This window comes from Amycolatopsis keratiniphila subsp. keratiniphila, assembly GCF_001620365.2.
In the GTDB taxonomy this organism is placed as follows: Bacteria; Actinomycetota; Actinomycetes; order Mycobacteriales; family Pseudonocardiaceae; genus Amycolatopsis; species Amycolatopsis keratiniphila.
In genome coordinates this window covers 128,319-144,697 of sequence record NZ_LQMT02000018.1, presented here as the reverse complement: position 1 = coordinate 144,697, position 16,379 = coordinate 128,319, and the positions used below count along the sequence as shown (strand labels likewise).

Here is a 16,379-nt window from a genome sequence, read left to right as displayed (position 1 = left end):
GGCGAAGGGTTTTGTTGGTGCGTAAGACAAGCAGGCGGGCGTTCCTGGCACTGGCGGGGACGACGATGCTCTCCGCCTGCGGGTCCAACACCGTCCAAAGAGGAAACCCGCCGCCCTCGACCGCCTACTCCGCCGGGGTGACCAGGCCGAAACCGAAACCGGTGGACCTCGCGCAGTGGTACCACCCGTATCCCGAGGCGGGGGTACAGGAAGCCGTCACGCGTTACGCGGCCGCGTACCAGAAGTCCAAGGTCGCGGTGCAGTGGAATCCCGACGACTACGAGACGAAACTGAACGCCGCGCTGCAGGCGGGACCGGTGCCGGACGTCTTCGAAGGACAGGTCACCGTCGAGAGGGTCCGGCAGAACCTGCTCGTCCCGCTCGACGACGTCATCGGGCCCGTGCGCGGGGACTTCAATCCCTCGGTGCTCGCGGCGCAGACCGTCGACGGCAAGCTTTACGGCATCCCCCAAGCGCTCGACACGCAGGTCCTCTTCTACCGCAAGAGTTTCCTGCAGGAGGCCGGGGTTCAGCCGCCGCAGACGCTCGACGAACTCGTCGACGCGGCGAAGAAGCTCTCCAAGGACGGCGTCAAAGGACTGTTCGCCGGCAACGACGCGGGCGCGGCGGCGCTCGCCGGGCCGCTGCTGTGGTCAGCCGGGCTCGACCACATCAAGGACGGGAAGTCCGTCGGCTTCGACGATCCGCGTACCGCCACGGCGTTCGCGAAACTCCACGAGCTCAACGGTTCGCTGCTGCTGGGCGCCGCGACGGACTGGCCGGATCCGCTCCCGTTCATCGACGGCCTCACCGCCATGCAGTGGACCTGGCTGTGGAACCTGCCGAAGATCCAGGACACCTTGAAAGACGACTTCGGTATCCTGGCCTTCCCCCGGCTCGACGCGGCGGGTGCGCCGTCCGTCCCGGTCGGCGGGCTGAGCTCGATGGTGCACGCCAAGAGCCTGAACCCCAACGCCGCCAAGGATTTCGTCAAATGGCTGTGGCTGGAGCGCGTCGACTTCCAGCAGGAGTTCGCCACCAAGTTCGGTTTCCATCTGCCCGCCCGGCTGAGCGTGCTCGACAAGGTCACCGCCGCGGGCGACGCCGCGAAGCTGGTCAAAGAGAACGGCCGCGCCACCGGTCCACTGTGGACACCGGCGGCGAACACCGCGCTCGTCGACGCGCTGGGCCGGATCGCCCGCGACGGCGCCGACCCGGCCACCGAGACCAAGGCCGCCGTCGAGGCCGTCAAAGCCGAACTGGGTCGCCTTTCCGCCTGAGCGACCGCACATAAGCGGTGATCAGCACGATCGACAGGATCACCGCGCCACCGTCGGTGACCAGGGACGGGAGCACACCCGGCCAGCCGTGTTCGGCGATCGCCGCCCGGTGCACCTCGAACGGTACGACGTACACGCCGAAGGCTTGGGCGACGTTGACCGCGAGCACCGGCCAGAACAGCCGGCGCCACCCGAACCACACCAGCAGGCCCAAGGCGTTGCCGACGATGAAGACGTTCCCCACCAGCCGCAACGCGCTCAGGTACGTCGGCGCGCCGGCGATGTCGGCCCCTTTGAGCCGCATGCTCGCCTCGATCAGGTCCAGATCGATGATCACGTAGTTCTGCAGCGTCGTGCCGAGCACGAAGACGATCGAGCACAGCACCGTGACCAGGCGGATCTTCGGTGTCCAGAGCATCACTTCCCCCGTTCCCTATCAGTGATAGAGACGAGTCTATCACTGATAGAGTCCGCGGGTGGCACGCAAAGGCTCGCTCGACCTCGCCAAGATCACCGAGGCGGCCGTCGAACTGCTCGACGACGCCGGCCTCCCGGAGCTGACGACGCGGCGGCTGGCGGCGAAACTCGGCGTCAGCTCACCGACGCTGTACTGGCACGTGAAGGACAAGGCGGAACTGCTGGATCTCGTCGCCGAAGCGATCTGCGCCGACGCCTTCGAGATCGATCGATTACTCCCGTGGCGCGATCAGCTCGCGAGCGGGCTCCGCCAGTTCCGCGCCCTGCTGCTGCGTCACCGGGACGCGGCCGCGTTGCTGCGCGAACGGCCGCCGACCGGGCCGCACCGGCTGGGCCATATCGAGACGACCGCGCGGATCCTGCTGGAGGCGGGCTTCTCCGAAGAGGACACCGCGGGGATTTCGCGGCTGCTCACGGCGCATGTCCTGGCGTCGGTCGAAACGCTCCCCGCGCGGAAGCCGGACGAAGGGTTCCTCGCGCGGCTTGAGGCTTATCCGCATGTCGGCAGGCTGGGCGCGGCTTTCGCGGCGCAGAGTGGCGAGGAGCTGTTCGAGCTGGGTGTCGAGGTGATCCTCGACGGGCTCGCCGCCCGGCTGTAGAGGGTCGCGATCCGGGTTAACTCGCGAGTTCCGTCCTTGATCACGCGAGTTCCGGCTTCGATCACGCGAGTGCGGTGCCACGTCACCAACGCGCCCGGAGCACCAGCGTCGAACTCGGCCCGCAAATCTCGTGAGTGGCGTTCGGGTTGGAGCGGACCGGCATTTACCTACTCACGCCTGACTGGGCGAGAGTGGTGGTTCCGCGGCTGCCGGGCGCGACGATGGAGGATTTGGGACGTTGAACGTCCCAAATCCTCCATCGTCGCCAGGGACGCTCGGTGCTGGACCTTGATCAAACGGAAGGTTCGGGACACTCAACGTCCCCGATCCTCCGTTGATCAACACCAGTGGGTAGGTGAACACGAGTCCGTTAGAACACGAATCGCCACTCACGACCACCTGGACCGGCGCTAGTCGCCGGACACACCCCAGATCGCCAGCTCGACGGCGACGTCGTTCTCGTAGAGCAGCGCGCAGTTCGCGCTCCAGCGCGGCCGACGCTCGTACGGCAGCCGTCCCGCTTTGTCGAGCTCGTCGAACTCGGCCACGGACGGCTCCTCGGTGCCGAACGCGGTGACGAGTTCGGCGTCGGTCAGTGGCCGGATCGTGCCGAAGTCGTCCTCACCCGTGGCGCTGATGAACTCGTGGACGTCGAGCACGGAGTGGGTCCCGGACTCCTGGACGCTCTCCACCTCGTACAGCTCGTCGATCGAGTCCGGCCTGCCGAGTTCGTCCTCTTCCCAGAGGTAGTCGCCCTCTTCGAAGACTCGCGCCTTCATCGCGTCCAGCGCCGCTTCCGGGTCGCCGTCGAACCGGCCGCGGACGGACCAAGCCGAAGCACCCACCGGGCCACCTCCTCGCTCGTCGAGCGGCCAGCGTAACCAGCCCGCTTGGCTACTTGCGTATTCGGCCGAACGTGACAAATTTTCGCATTACCCTTTTCTGGCGTTCACCCCACGGCTAACGTCGTCCGGCATCGTCCTTCCGCGACACTCACCCGCGACGACTGGGGGCACCGCCATGTCCGTCATCTCCAGGCGCACCTTCACCGCGGCGGGCGCCGCCGGCGTCGGCCTGCTGCTGTGCACACCGACCGCCAACGCGCTCGACCGCGCGCTGGCGCGCACCGCGTCCCGCGCGGTCCGCACCGCGGGCACCACACTGGAAGCCGCGGCGGCCCCGCGGACCAGCGGTCCCGGCTACACGCGGCTGACCGCGGGCCCCGGCTGGCCGCTCGTGGTCCGCGGCGACCTCGCCGCGCCGAAGTCCGGCCGCGACGACCGGCGCCGCGCGATGGCGTCCTTCGCGCAGTTCACCGACCTGCACTTCACCGACGCCGAAAGCCCGGCGCGTTTCGAGTACCTGCACCCGTTCGTCGGCTCGGCGCACCGGCCGCAGGAGACCCTCGGCCCGGTCGCGACGACGGCGCTGGTCGAACGCGTGAACAGCCTGAAGACGGGTCCGTTCACCGGGCGGGCGATCGACTTCATGGTCACCACCGGCGACAACACCGACAACCACGAGCTGATCGAGCTCGAATGGTTCCTCAAGGTGCTCAACGGCGGCACGGTGAACCCGACCTCGGGCGACCCGAACGTGCACGAAGGTGTCCAGACGTCCGGGTCCTCGCACTACTGGAACCCCGGCAAGCCGCTCGACGACGCGTACACGAAGAAGGGCTTCCCGCAGCTACCCGGCCTGCTCGGCGCGGCGTCGAACACCTTCACCTCGCCCGGTCTCGACGTCCCGTGGTTCTGCACCTTCGGCAACCACGACGACAGCATCGTCGGCACGGTGCCGGATCTGCCGGGGATGGACGCCTGGTACACCGGCCGATTCAAGGTGATCGGCAAGGACGAGACGACGTCGCGGAAGCTCGCCAACGCGATCGGGTCCGGCTCCGGCGTGCCGATCACGGAGCTGTTCGGCGGCTCCGGCACGATCCGCGAGATCACCCCGGACGAGCGACGGCGGCCGTTCAGCACCGCGGAGTTCGTCCAGCACCACCTCGACTCCGCCAACACCGGACCCGGGCCGGTGGGCCACGGGTTCAGCGGGAACAACGCCGACGGGCGGAACGTGTACTACACCTTCCGCATCGCGCCGGGGATCACCGGCATCAGCCTCGACACCACGACGATGGCCGGGCTGGCCGACGGGTCGATCGGGCTCGGCCAGTTCACCTGGGTGGAGAACACGCTCAAGCGCAACAGCTCGACGTACTACGACTTCTTCGGGCGCAAGGTCACGCAGAACGTGACCGACGAGCTGTTCATCCTGTTCAGCCACCACACCAGCGACACCATGGGCAACGTGCTGCCGGACGCGCGGCATCCGCTGGAGATCCGGCTCAACGGCGACACGTTCGTCTCGCTGCTGCACCGGTTCCCGAACGTGCTGGCGTGGGTCAACGGGCACACGCACCACAACAAGATCACCCCGCACGCCGGCAAGACCGCGAAGCAGGGCTTCTGGGAGATCAACACCGCCTCGCATATCGACTTCCCGCAGCACGCGCGGATCATCGAGGTCGCCGACAACGCGGACGGAACGTTGTCGCTGTTCACGACGCTGATCGAGGCGGAGGCCCCGTACGAGGCTTCGTACTCGGACACCTCGACGCAAGCGCTTGCGTCGCTGTACCGGGAGTTCTCGTACAACGACATCCACGCCTCACTGGGCGCGGTCGGGACGGCTCAAGACCAGAACACGGAGTTGCTGCTGCCCCACCCGCTCGCCTGATTCCCCCGCGGCACGAGGTGGGCTGGTCGCGAAAGTGACACAGACTCAGGCCGTCTTGTAGGCAACTGTTTACATACCTCGCGCGACCCGCGAAAATCCCTTCCCTACTGGGTGGAATCGAGGGATGGAGCCGGGATGCGCAGACGAGGGCTGGTCACGCTGCTGACGATCGCGACGATGACCGCGGTGACGGCACAAACGGCGGAGGCGGGTCCCGGCCGTCCGGACGACGAGTCGATCGACTACCACGAATGGTCCGGTCACCCCGGCTTCCGCGACGGCAGGCTCGAAGGGCTCGGTATCGACCACGGCGCCCTGCGCATCCATCGCCCGATCGGCACGATCGAGCACACCGAACCCACCCTCGGCACCACGAAGACCTACGAATACGGCCAATGGACGTCGCGGAGCCACACCCACGGCTTCGACGCCTCCCAGCTGGTCGCCTCGTGGAACGCGAAGACGCCGGCCAAGACCTGGGTCAAGGTGGAGGCGAAGGGCCGCACCGCGTCGGGCGCCGAGACCTCCTGGTACGTGATGGGCCGCTGGGCCAGCGGGGACGCCGACATCAAACGCACCAGCGTCGACGGCCAGAGCGACGCCAACGCCGCGGTCGACGTCGACACGCTGGTCATGAAGTCGGGCGTCGCGCTCCGCTCGTACCAGCTGCGGGTCAGCCTGTACCGCGAAGCCGGTTCCCACGCCACGCCGTCGGTGACGTCGGTCGGCGCGATGACGTCGCTGGTCCCGGACCGCTTCGAGGTCCAGGCGACCAAACCGGGCCGCGCCACCGGGATCGAGCTCAAGGTGCCCGCCTACGCGCAGAACCTCCACAAAGGACAGTTCCCGGAGTACGGCGGTGGCGGCGAGAACTGGTGCAGCCCGACGTCCACCGAAATGGTCGCCGAGTACTGGGGCAAGCGGCCCAAGCCCGAAGACATGAAGTGGATCCCGGAGGGTTACGTCGATCCGACCGTCGCGTACGCCGCCCGCTACACGTTCGACTACGCCTACGACGGAACCGGCAACTGGCCGTTCAACACCGCGTACGCCGCTTCACTCGGGCTGCGTGGGCACATCACCCGTTTGCACTCCTTGAACGAACTCGAAAAGTACATCGCGCGCGGCATCCCGGTGATCACGTCGCAGTCGTTCAAGGCCGAGGAACTCGACGGCGCGGGCTACGGCACCGCCGGGCACATCATGGTCGTCGTCGGCTTCACCAAGGACGGTGACGTGATCGCGAACGACCCGGCCGCGAGCAGCAACGACCGGGTCCGAAATGTCTACAAACGACACCAGTTCGAAACGATTTGGCAGCGCACCAAGCGATACAACACGAATGGCGGCGTTTCCAGCGGCCCCGGCGGAATCGCGTACATCATCACGCCTGGGCACTAAATCGATTCCCCACCCGAGCGGATGTCGCGACGCGGGCTGCTTCCATGGCAGGCTACGAAGTCGACCACTCGGAGGTGGGTATGCCGTACGAGGTCCAGGGCGTCGTTTCCCGCGCCAAGGGTGAGCCGGTTTCGCCGGAGTCCGTGACGGCGACCGACTTCCCGGTGCCGATCGACCTCGACGGCGTGGAGCAGGCTTTCGGGCGTATCCTCCGCAGCGTGGTGACGGGGTGAAACTCTTCACCGACGCCGATTTCCCGGCCGATCCGTATCCGGGAGCGCGGCCCGGGCATTCGTTCGTCCACTTCGACGGTGCCGGGCACAGCCTCGACACCGCGCCGGAGGGCTGGCGCGAACGCCAGGCCGTGCTCGCCTACGGCTCGAACGCGTGCCCGTCCAAGATCACCTGGCTGCGGGAGAACATGGGACTGGAGGGCCCGGTCGTCGTCTGCCAAGCGCGCTGCACCGACCTCGCCGCGGTCTGGGCGTCCGGGCTGCGGTTCCGTGACGGGCAGCGCCCCGCGACGCTGGCCGCCGCTCCGGGCGTCGTCGAGGAGCACGCCGTCTGGTTCGCGACGCCCGAACAGCTGGCCGTGCTCGACAAATGCGAAGGCAACGGCATGCGTTACAACCTGGTGCGGCTGACCGCCCCGGCCATCACCCTCGACGACGGCACCGTGCTCGACGACGTGGTGGCGTACGTCGGCGCCGCGGACATCCGCCTGCCGATCCTGGTGGACGGCAGGCATATCCGCGTCGCCGACCTCGAACAGCGCCGGGCCGCGGCGCTCGACGGGATCCCCGCCGAAACGCACGGTTTGGACTGCACGCTGATCAGACAAGCTTCCCGGGATTGAGGATCCCGCTCGGGTCGACGGCCTTCTTCGCCGCTCGCAACACTTCGACGCCGATCTCGCCGATCTCCGCCGCCAGATAGCGCGCGTGGTCGACGCCGACGGCGTGGTGATGCGAGATCGTGCCGATGCCGGTGATCGCCTCCGAGGCCGCCGCCTTCGCCCGCCGCCATTGGGCGATCGGGTCGGCCTCGTCGCGCGGCGTGAGCACGGTGAAGTACAGCGACGCGCCCGTTTCGTAGGCGTGCGAGACGTGGCACATGATGATGGCGTTGCCGAGGGTCGCGGTGAGCGCGGCACGGACGGCGTCCCGCAGGTCACCCAGTTCGTTCCAGTACGCGGCGGTTTCCAGGGTTTCGACGCAGACCCCGTTGTCCATCAAGGCGTCCCGCTGCCGAGGGCCGGAGAACCGGCCGCGGCGCCAGGATTCACCGAGCGCGGCCCCGATCCGGATGGCACCGAATTCCTTCAGTACACCGGTGGTCTCCTGCCGTCGCCGGTCGACTTCGCGTTTCGACGCGCCTTCCCAGCCGACGATCAGCAGACACGGCGCGTGCACTCCCCGTGCCTTGAGATACCGGCGCAGCGCCTTGGTCTTCAAACTGTCGTTGAGCGCGAGCGAAACCTCGCTCTCGTCCACATCGGACAGTCGCGTCACGTCCGCGAGTACGTGCCGCTGGGCCAGTTCGCGGACCGCGTCGGTGCCCTTCTCCCAGCCGTCGAGGACGAAACCCTCGTAGCGGCGCACTTCCGGCACCGGCCGGACGCGGAGGGCGACCTCGGTGATCACGCCGAGCGCCCCTTCGCTCCCGATGGCGAGATGCCGCAGGTCCGGCCCCGCGGCCGACGCCGGCGCGACGCCGAGTTTCCATTCCCCGCGCGGGGTCGCGAGCCGGACCCCCTTGACCATGTCCTCGAACCGCCCGTAGCCCGACGAGGCCTGCCCAGCGGACCGGGTCGCGGCGAATCCGCCGATGGTGGCACGCTCGTAGGACTGCGGCACGTGCCCGAGGGTGAAACCGTGCGCGGCGAGCAGCCGATCGGCCTCCGGGCCGGTGACCCCCGCCTGCAGGACCGCGATCCGGGAAACGGGATCGACCGAGACCAGTTCATCGAGCCGGGTGAGGTCGAGCGCGATCACGGAAGCCTTGCCCCCGCGCACCGCGGCGACCCCGCCGACCACCGAGGTCCCGCCGCCGAACGGGACGACGCCGACGTCGTGCCGTTCGCAGATTTCCAGTACCGACTGGACTTCGGCGGGATTCTCCGGCAGGACGACGGCGTCCGGCACCGGAAAATCACCGAACCCCCGCCGCCGTATCAAGTCCAGATAGGACAGACCACTGGCCCGCGCGAGCCGTTCCCCCGGCGCCGTCAGGACGTGCTCGGCGCCGACGAGTTCTTCGAGGTCTCGCTTGGGCCGTTCGTCCAGCACCGGTTCGGGAACGGACAGCGCCGAATCGGGCGCGAAGGGCGCCGCGGAGCCCAACGGCCCGATACGCTGGACGAGCCACCTCAGGGCCTTGGCCGGAAGGTGGGCGGCGTCACCGGCCTCGGGCGTCCAGGATCGTCTTAACCGGTGGTCAATAAGCTCGGTCACGACTACAGTGTTACATATGGACGTAAAACGTCACTCACCTGCGGAAACAGGCGTTTCGGCGCTGGCGGACACCCGATCCCGCCAGGCCTCGACACGTGTGTCCGACGACGTTCTGCTCGACGCGGCGAAGAAGTGCGTGCTCGCCGTCGGTGTGCGGCGGACCACCCTCGCCGAGATCGCCCGGACCGCCAAGGTCAGCCGGATGACCGTCTACCGCCGGTTCCCGGACGTGCGCAGTGTGCTCGCGACCCTCATGACCCGTGAGTTCGGCGGCCTGCTGCAGAGCGCCGCGGAACCCGAACCCGAGCCCGCCCACTTCCGCGAGAAGCTCGTCCAGAGCTCTTCGGCCGCCGTCGCCGCGCTGTCGGGCGACCCGCTGTTCCGCACCCTCCTGGACCTCGATTCGGAACTGGTCCTGCCCTACATCGTCGAGCGGTTCGGGAAGACCCAGCGCTTCGCCGAAGGTGTGATCCTGCACCTGCTGAAGTCGGGCCACGAGGACGGCTCGATCCGCAAGGGTGATCCGGCCTCACAGGCTCGCACGCTGCTGCTGCTCATCCAGTCCTTCGCGTTCTCGTACCGTCCGGCCATCGCGGACGTGGACGAGAAGAAGCTGATGGCGGAATTCGCCCACGTGCTCGACGCGGCGCTGCGCCCGTGACGCCGGGCTCGCTCAACGCTCTGCGGCGCGACCGGGAACTCACGGCGCTGGCCGGCGGCGAGCGGGTCGATCTGGTGGTGGTCGGCGGCGGTGTCACCGGCACCGGCATCGCGCTGGACGCGGCCGCGCGCGGGCTTTCGGTCGCCCTGATCGAGGCGTACGACCTGGCGTACGGGACTTCGCGCTGGTCCAGCAAGCTGGTCCACGGCGGGCTCCGGTATCTCGCCAAGGGCGATCTGGCGCTGGCACACGAAAGTGCCGTCGAGCGCGGCATCCTGATGACCCGTACCGCCCCGCATCTCACCAGGGCGATCCCGCAGCTGTTCCCCATGTACCGCAAGACCTCCCGCGGTCAGCAGGCCTTCATCATGACCGGTCTCGTAGCCGGTGACGGTCTTCGCCGCGCGGCCGGGACTCCCGCGTCGGTACTGCCCCGCCCGAGGTCGATCCCGGCCGCGGAGGCGCTGGCGCTCGCGCCCGGCCTGTCCCCACGAGGCCTGCGCGGGGCGCTGCTGGCCTACGACGGCGCGCTGACCGACGACGCGCGGCTGGTCGTGAGCCTCGCCCGCACAGCCGCGGCACGCGGCGCGAAGATCCTGACGAGGGTCGAGGCGCTCCGGCTCGACGCGGAATCGGTGCTGGCCAGGGACAGGCTCACCGGGCAGGAAATCGAGATCCACGCCCGCCAGGTGATCAACGCGACAGGTGTCTGGGCGGGCGAACTGGCGGAGTCGGTCCGGCTTCGGCCGTCGCGCGGCTCGCATCTCGTCCTGGCCTCGGGGGCGGCGCGGATCGGCGCGACGTCGGTCAACGTGCCCGTCCCCGGCGAGAACAACCGCTTCGTCTTCCTGCTTCCGCAACCGGACGGCCGGGTTTTCGTCGGGGTCACCGACGAACCGATCGACGGCCCGGTGCCGCGGGTGCCGGCCGTGCCGGAGTCCGATGTGGACTTCCTGCTCGAAGTGGCCTCGACGGCGTTCACCCGCCCGTTGACCCGCGCCGACGTCGCGGGCTCGTTCGCCGGCCTGCGACCCTTGGTCGAAGGCGGTGGCGGACGCAGCGCGGATCTTTCCCGCAAGCACGCGGTGGTGACCGGGGCCGACGGCGTGCTCACCGTCGTCGGCGGCAAGCTGACGACGTACCGGAAGATGGCCGAAGACGCCGTCGATGCCGCCTTGAAGCGGTCCGGGCTCCTCGCCGGGCCGTCGACGACTTCCCGGCTCCCGTTGCTCGGCGCGACACCGCGCGATCGTCTGTCCACTGTGGACGCTCCGCCTCGGCTGGTCGCGAAGTACGGCACCGAAGCGCCGCGGGTCGCGGCACTCGGCGAGGTCGACCCGGAACTGGGACTGTCCTTGTTCGACGGGAGCGACATCAGCGCGGCGGAGGTCGTCTGGGCCGTGCGGCACGAAGGCGCACTCGACGTCGAGGACGTCCTGGAGCGCCGCACGCGGCTCGGCCTGGTCGCCCCCGACGCCGCGGCCGCCCGCGCCCGCGTCCAGGAACTTGTCGACAAGTCGCTCGCCGGCCTCGCCTGACCCCTCCCGCATCTGGACGGACGACACTCGACAGGACCCGGCCTTGACCGGTGTTGCGAAAGTGGCTTTCGCAACACCGGCCGCTGCCGGACACCGTGGGCACCCAGCGTCCTCTAAATGTGGTGAGTCATGCCCCCAGCTTGACGAGTCGTTGGGTTTTTGCAACAGTATGTTCCATGAGCCCGGTAAGACGCGGCAAAGAGCTGCCGATCTACAACCGGCTTCCCGTGCTCCGGGCCGAGCGTGGACTGAGCAGGGCCGCCCTCGCGACGGCCGTCGAGGTCAACCCGCAGACCATCGGCGCGCTCGAACGGGGAGACCACTACCCGAGCCTGGACCTGGCGTTCCGCATCTGCGCGGTGTTCGACCTCCCGGTCGAAGCCGTGTTCAGCCGCGAACCGTTCACGCCGCTGTCCACTCAGGTCTACCGGGAGGGGGGAACATGAGTGAGGAGCGAGGCCGTCTCGCGGCGTACTGGGAGCGTCAGCAGGAGCGGCTGGACGAGGTGGAACGCAAGCGAGCGCTGAAGCTGCCGGCGTGGCGCACGCGGAAACGGCGACGGGCGTTGAGTGTGCTGGTGCTCGTCGGCGACCTGATCCTGATCGTCGGTGCCGCCCTGTTCCACGCGCAGCCCCCGCCGCTGTTCGTGGTGTGCTGGTTCGGCGGGGCCGTCATCGCCGGCAGCGCGCAATACCTGCTGCGGATCCTCACCGGCAAGATGAGCGGCGGGTTCTCGATGCGGCTCGACGAACGCGAGCGGGAATGGCGCCACCGCGTCACCTACGTCAGCTACCAGGTCCTGGTGGCCTTGATGCTGGTCGCGGTGATCTACGGCCTGGTCGTCTCGGGCACCGAGGACGGCGGCGCGCGTGGCGCGATGATGGGCTGCGCGTTGCTGGTCACCGGCACCACACTGTCCACCGTCATCCTGGGCTGGTCGTTGCCCGACGACGATCCCGAAGACTTCGAAGGGGTGAGCCCGGCATGACCACCACCCGCACGCGAGCGGATCGCCGTCGGCTCGCCGTCGCGGCCGTGATCGGCCATCTGGTCGTGATCGCCGGTGCCGCGTTGCTGCGCGAGCCGACCTTGTGGTTCGCCGTGGGCTTGATGGGGCCCGGGCTGTGTCTCTGCGTCGGCACCGTGGCGGTGCTGCGCAAGGCCGTCGGCAGGCCCGGCTCCGCGGCGAAGGATCTCGACGAACGCGAACTGCTGTTGCGAAACCGCGCGCACTACGCTGCGTTCCAGGGGATCTGCGTGCTGATGCTGGTGGATCTCGGGTACGGGCTTTACGCGGCAGGACAACCGGATCCCGGTTCGTTGCTGTCCGCGATGACAGCGGCGTTGTTCGTCTTCGGGACGTCGCTACCGGCGCTGTGGCTCGCGTGGCGGCTGCCGGACGACGACCCCGAAGACTTCGAGGGGGTGGCTCCGGCATGACCGGGGAGAAGAAACGGCACAGGATGTCCATCGGCGTGGTCGCCGTCGTGCTGGTGGCGGGTGGGGTCCTCGCCGGCGCGGGGAGGGCGGTCCTGGTGTACCGGGCCACCTCGGTGGTGAGCAACGTCAAGCTGGACGGGCTGATCGAACGGAACCGCACGGTTTCCGGCGTCCATCGGGGATTCGCGGCGCTGGTGCGGTATTTCGAAGAGGGGAAGTGGAAATGAGCGAGGGGAAGCTGGAGATCGACAAGATCTCCAAGCGCTACGGCGCGAAGGTGGCGCTGGACGAGGTGAGCTTCGACGTCCAGCCCGGTGAGCTGTTCGGCTTCGTCGGCAGCAACGGCGCGGGCAAGACCACCACGATGCGGATCGTGCTCGGGGTGCTGGCGGCCGACTCCGGCGAGGTGCGCTTCGGTGGCGCCCCGATCACGCACGAGACCCGCACGCATATCGGGTACATGCCGGAGGAGCGCGGGCTGTACCCGAAGATGAAAGTGCTGGAGCAGCTGGTCTATCTCGCCGAGCTGCACGGCATGTCGGCCAACGACGCCCACCGCAGCGCCGAGAACTGGATCGCCCGGCTCGGCCTGACCGAACGCCGCAAGGACGAGGTCCAGAAGCTGAGCCTCGGCAACCAGCAGCGCGTGCAGCTCGCCGCCGCGCTGGTGCACGACCCGAAGGTCCTCGTGCTGGACGAGCCGTTCTCCGGCCTCGACCCGCTGGCCGTGGACGTGATGAGCGGGGTGCTGCGGGAGAAGGCCGCGACCGGCGTGCCGGTGGTGTTCTCCAGTCACCAGCTGGATCTGGTCGAGCGGCTGTGCGACCGGGTCGGCATCATCCGAAGTGGACGGATGGTCGCCTCCGGCACCGTCGGGGAGCTGACCGCCGGCGCGGGCAACGGGCTCGTCGTCACCGCGCCGGCCGCCGGCCCCGGCTGGGCTTCGGCCGTCCCCGGTGTCCGGACGATCGAGCACAACGGCCCGACGACGATCCTCGAACTCGAGACGGGTGCCGACGATCAGGCCGTGCTCGCCGCGGCGCTGGCCACCGGCCCGGTCACCGAATTCACCAAACGCAGGCGTTCGCTGACCGAGCTCTTCCGCGACGCCGTCGCCGAGAAGCCGGCGGCACAGGGAGTTTCCGCATGAACACCGTTTCCTCATGGCGCGCGGTCTGGCTCATCGCCAAACGCGAGCTGAACACCCGGCTGCGCACCAGGTCCTTCGTGATCGGCACCGCCGTCCTGCTGGTCATGCTGATGGGCTACGTCCTGCTGCAGTCCACGCTGATCAGCAACGAGGACAAGAGCAAGGTCGGCCTCACCGGGCAGACCGCCGGGATCGCGCAGCAGCTCAAGACCGCGGGCGAAGCCATCGGCGAGAAGATCGAGACCGTCACCGTCGCCGATCCGGCGCAGGGCCGCTCGCAGGTCGAAAACGGTGATCTCGACGCGCTGCTGTCCGGCAACGCCACCGAGCTGAAGGTGCTCGTCAAGTCCGAATTGGACACCAAGCTGCGCGCGCTGCTGAACGGCGTTTCCCAGCAGGAGGTGCTGAACGGCATCCTTTCCGAAGCCCAGGAGTCCCCTGAGCAGGTGATGCGCACGGTCCACCAGACCCAGGTCGAGGTCGACTCGATCAAACCCCCGGACCCCGAGAAGTCGCAGCGGATGGTGATCGGGCTGATCGTCGCGGTGCTGCTGTACATGAGCATCGTGACCTACGGGACGCTGGTCGCGCAGGGTGTGGTCGAAGAGAAGTCCAGCCGGGTGGTGGAGATCCTGCTGTCCACGGTCCGGCCGTGGCATCTGTTGCTGGGCAAGGTGATCGGGCTCGGCCTGGTCGGGCTGACGCAGCTGGTGATCATCGGTGGCGCCGGGTTGATCGTCGCTTCGGCGACCGACGTGCTGACGCTGTCCGGGGTCGCGACGAGTGCCCTGCTGTGGGGTGTCGTGTGGTACCTGCTCGGGTTCCTGCTGTACGCCACCGTCTACGGCGCCATGGGTTCGCTGGTCTCCCGGCAGGAGGACACCCAGTCGGTGATCGGGCCGGTCAACATCGTGCTGATCCTCGGCTTCGTCGTCGGGTTCAACCTGCTGGCCCAGGCACCGGAAGGCACGGGGACGAAGGTGCTTTCCCTGGTGCCGCTGCTTTCCCCGGTGCTGATGCCCGCGCGGATCGCGGCGGGCACCGTCGAGGTGTGGGAGATCGTGGCGTCGCTGGGCCTGACCGTGGCCGCCATCGCCCTGTTCACCTGGCTGGGCGCGCGGATCTACCAGAACAGCGTCCTGCGGGTCGGCAGCCGGATCAAGCTTTCGGAAGCCCTGCGCGGCTAACCTTTGATGGCGCCGTAGCGCTCCAGTGCGACCTGACGTTCGTGCGAGTGGTCGACCATCGGTGCCGGATAGTCCTCGACGTTCTCCGGTTTGTGCACGGCTTTGCCCTGCACAAACCGGAGTTCGGGGACATAGCGGCGGACGTAGTCACCGGCGGGGTCGAACTTCTCCCCCTGCGTCGTCGGGTTGAAGATCCGGAAGTAGGGCGCGGCGTCGGTGCCGCTCCCCGCGACCCACTGCCAGTTCAGCTGGTTCGACGCGAGATCCCCGTCGACCAGATGCTTCATGAAATGCCGTGCGCCGAGCCACCACGGCAGATGCAGATCCTTGACCAGGAAGCTCGCCACGATCATCCGGACGCGGTTGTGCATCCAGCCCTCGGCCAGCAACTGGCGCATCCCGGCGTCGACGATCGGGAATCCGGTGCGTCCCTCACACCACCGCCGGAATGCCTCGTCGTCGCTCTCGTATTCCATGGCGTCGAACCGGGAATCGTAGTTCTTCCGCGCGGTTTCGGGACGGTGCCACAGGACATCGGCGTGGAACTCGCGCCAGGCGAACTCGCCGCGCAGTGCTTTGGCGCCGGAGCCCTCGTTTCCGGAGAGGTCGGCCAGCAGGGTGCGCGGATGGACGCAACCCCAGCGCAGATACGGCGAAAGCCTTGTCGTACCGGGACGATCGGGACGGTCGCGATCCTCGTCGTAGGTTTCCAGGCCGTCGTCCAGGAACTCGTGCCAGCGCTCCAGCGCCGCCTTCTCGCCGGGCTCGGGCAGCTCCATTCCTTTGAGCGACGGGGATTTCGGAAGCTTGACCGATCGCGGCGGCTCCAGCCAGTCCACAATGGACTCTCCGGTGTCGGCGGGGCGCGGCCAGCCGTGACGCACCCACGCACGGTAGAACGGGGTGAACACGCGGTACGGGTCGCCATCGGGCTTGGTGATGCGGCCGGGCGTGATCGCGTACGACGAACCTGTCTCGACCCAGGCGATGTCGTGCTCCGCCAACGCCTTCTTGACCTCGTCGTCGCGGCGGCGGCCGTACGGGCCGGTGTCGGCGCTGACGTGCACGGTCGCGGCGCCGACCTCGCGAGCGGCCTTGACGACCTCCTCGGCCGGGTCGCCCTTGACCAGCATCAGGCGTCCGCCGAGCTGGTCGTCCAGCGCCTTCAGGCAGCCGTGCAGGAACGCGACGCGCGGGGCGCCGGAGGGTTTGAGGAGCGCGTCGTCAAGGACGTACAGCGCGAGGACGTGCTTGCTGTGCTTCGAAGCCTCCAGCAGGGCGGCGTGGTCGCCGAGGCGGAGGTCGCGGCGGAACCACAGCACTACCGGGGCTTCTCTGGTCACTCCGGAAACCCTAAGGCCGGTCCCTTGGCCTCGCACGCCCGGATGTCATGAAAGGGTCGTTCCTGACGAAAAACGTCAGGAACGACCCTTTCATGACATTTGCGGGAG

The 16,379-nt window shown here is 68.3% G+C and carries 18 protein-coding genes; 14 read left to right on the top strand and 4 right to left on the bottom strand.

The window, feature by feature from the left end:
* The first annotated feature begins 17 nt into the window (after positions 1–17).
* Positions 18–1,280 carry an ABC transporter substrate-binding protein gene (locus AVR91_RS17795; RefSeq protein ID WP_063277454.1) on the top strand — a complete coding sequence of 421 codons (1,263 nt, stop codon included), beginning with the start codon at positions 18–20 and terminating at the stop codon, positions 1,278–1,280.
* Here AVR91_RS17795 and AVR91_RS17790 read toward each other — a convergent pair.
* Entirely contained in the window at positions 1,249–1,698 is a 450-nt protein-coding gene (locus tag AVR91_RS17790; RefSeq protein WP_063277447.1) for a hypothetical protein, read from the bottom strand. The two genes, AVR91_RS17795 and AVR91_RS17790, sit on opposite strands and share 32 nt — an antisense overlap.
* Positions 1,699–1,756: 58 nt before the next feature.
* On the opposite strand from AVR91_RS17790, the gene AVR91_RS17785 reads away from it, so the two are divergent.
* A complete protein-coding gene (locus AVR91_RS17785) occupies positions 1,757–2,356 on the top strand; it encodes a TetR/AcrR family transcriptional regulator C-terminal domain-containing protein (protein WP_063277448.1) in 600 nt (199 codons plus the stop codon).
* A gap of 410 nt (positions 2,357–2,766) precedes the next feature.
* Here AVR91_RS17785 and AVR91_RS17780 read toward each other — a convergent pair whose 3' ends face one another.
* Positions 2,767–3,201, bottom strand: coding sequence for a hypothetical protein (locus AVR91_RS17780; RefSeq protein WP_063274289.1), 435 nt, complete (start codon positions 3,199–3,201; stop codon positions 2,767–2,769).
* A gap of 175 nt (positions 3,202–3,376) precedes the next feature.
* Here AVR91_RS17780 and AVR91_RS17775 point away from each other — a divergent pair, with 175 nt between their 5' ends.
* From AVR91_RS17775 to AVR91_RS17760, 4 genes are all read left to right on the top strand, one after another.
* The gene (locus tag AVR91_RS17775; protein WP_063274288.1) at positions 3,377–5,098 is read left to right on the top strand and encodes a TIGR03767 family metallophosphoesterase; all 1,722 of its coding nucleotides are present in this window, start codon (positions 3,377–3,379) and stop codon (positions 5,096–5,098) included.
* A gap of 135 nt (positions 5,099–5,233) precedes the next feature.
* Positions 5,234–6,499 carry a C39 family peptidase gene (locus tag AVR91_RS17770; protein WP_063274287.1) on the top strand — a complete coding sequence of 422 codons (1,266 nt, stop codon included), beginning with the start codon at positions 5,234–5,236 and terminating at the stop codon, positions 6,497–6,499.
* 44 nt (positions 6,500–6,543) lie between these two features.
* Positions 6,544–6,732: a hypothetical protein gene (locus tag AVR91_RS17765; RefSeq protein WP_063274286.1), complete on the top strand. Its 189-nt coding sequence runs from the start codon at positions 6,544–6,546 to the stop codon at positions 6,730–6,732.
* Positions 6,729–7,355: a gamma-glutamylcyclotransferase family protein gene (locus AVR91_RS17760; protein WP_063274285.1), complete on the top strand. Its 627-nt coding sequence runs from the start codon at positions 6,729–6,731 to the stop codon at positions 7,353–7,355. The genes AVR91_RS17765 and AVR91_RS17760 overlap by 4 nt, the downstream gene beginning before the upstream one ends.
* Here the strand turns inward: AVR91_RS17760 and AVR91_RS17755 are convergent.
* A complete protein-coding gene (locus tag AVR91_RS17755) occupies positions 7,333–8,952 on the bottom strand; it encodes an FAD-binding oxidoreductase (protein WP_083737613.1) in 1,620 nt (539 codons plus the stop codon). The two genes, AVR91_RS17760 and AVR91_RS17755, sit on opposite strands and share 23 nt — an antisense overlap.
* Positions 8,953–9,049: 97 nt before the next feature.
* On the opposite strand from AVR91_RS17755, the gene AVR91_RS17750 reads away from it, so the two are divergent.
* From AVR91_RS17750 to AVR91_RS17715, 8 genes are all read left to right on the top strand, one after another.
* A complete protein-coding gene (locus tag AVR91_RS17750; RefSeq protein WP_063274284.1) occupies positions 9,050–9,613 on the top strand; it encodes a TetR/AcrR family transcriptional regulator in 564 nt (187 codons plus the stop codon).
* A complete protein-coding gene (locus AVR91_RS17745; protein WP_063274283.1) occupies positions 9,610–11,151 on the top strand; it encodes a glycerol-3-phosphate dehydrogenase/oxidase in 1,542 nt (513 codons plus the stop codon). The genes AVR91_RS17750 and AVR91_RS17745 overlap by 4 nt, the downstream gene beginning before the upstream one ends.
* A 176-nt stretch (positions 11,152–11,327) precedes the next feature.
* Positions 11,328–11,597: a helix-turn-helix transcriptional regulator gene (locus AVR91_RS17740; protein ID WP_005155992.1), complete on the top strand. Its 270-nt coding sequence runs from the start codon at positions 11,328–11,330 to the stop codon at positions 11,595–11,597.
* Positions 11,594–12,139: a hypothetical protein gene (locus AVR91_RS17735; RefSeq protein ID WP_063274282.1), complete on the top strand. Its 546-nt coding sequence runs from the start codon at positions 11,594–11,596 to the stop codon at positions 12,137–12,139. Before AVR91_RS17740 ends, AVR91_RS17735 begins: the two co-directional genes overlap by 4 nt.
* A complete protein-coding gene (locus AVR91_RS17730) occupies positions 12,136–12,591 on the top strand; it encodes a hypothetical protein (RefSeq protein ID WP_063274281.1) in 456 nt (151 codons plus the stop codon). The genes AVR91_RS17735 and AVR91_RS17730 overlap by 4 nt, the downstream gene beginning before the upstream one ends.
* On the top strand, positions 12,588–12,818 hold the full coding sequence (locus AVR91_RS17725; RefSeq protein WP_063274280.1) for a hypothetical protein: 231 nt from the start codon (positions 12,588–12,590) through the stop codon (positions 12,816–12,818). Before AVR91_RS17730 ends, AVR91_RS17725 begins: the two co-directional genes overlap by 4 nt.
* On the top strand, positions 12,815–13,741 hold the full coding sequence (locus tag AVR91_RS17720; RefSeq protein ID WP_063274279.1) for an ABC transporter ATP-binding protein: 927 nt from the start codon (positions 12,815–12,817) through the stop codon (positions 13,739–13,741). Before AVR91_RS17725 ends, AVR91_RS17720 begins: the two co-directional genes overlap by 4 nt.
* Positions 13,738–14,928, top strand: coding sequence for an ABC transporter permease (locus tag AVR91_RS17715; protein WP_063274278.1), 1,191 nt, complete (start codon positions 13,738–13,740; stop codon positions 14,926–14,928). Before AVR91_RS17720 ends, AVR91_RS17715 begins: the two co-directional genes overlap by 4 nt.
* On the opposite strand, the gene AVR91_RS17710 is transcribed toward AVR91_RS17715, so the two are convergent.
* Positions 14,925–16,271: a cryptochrome/photolyase family protein gene (locus tag AVR91_RS17710; RefSeq protein ID WP_063274277.1), complete on the bottom strand. Its 1,347-nt coding sequence runs from the start codon at positions 16,269–16,271 to the stop codon at positions 14,925–14,927. The genes AVR91_RS17715 and AVR91_RS17710 overlap by 4 nt on opposite strands.
* Positions 16,272–16,379 lie beyond the last annotated feature (108 nt).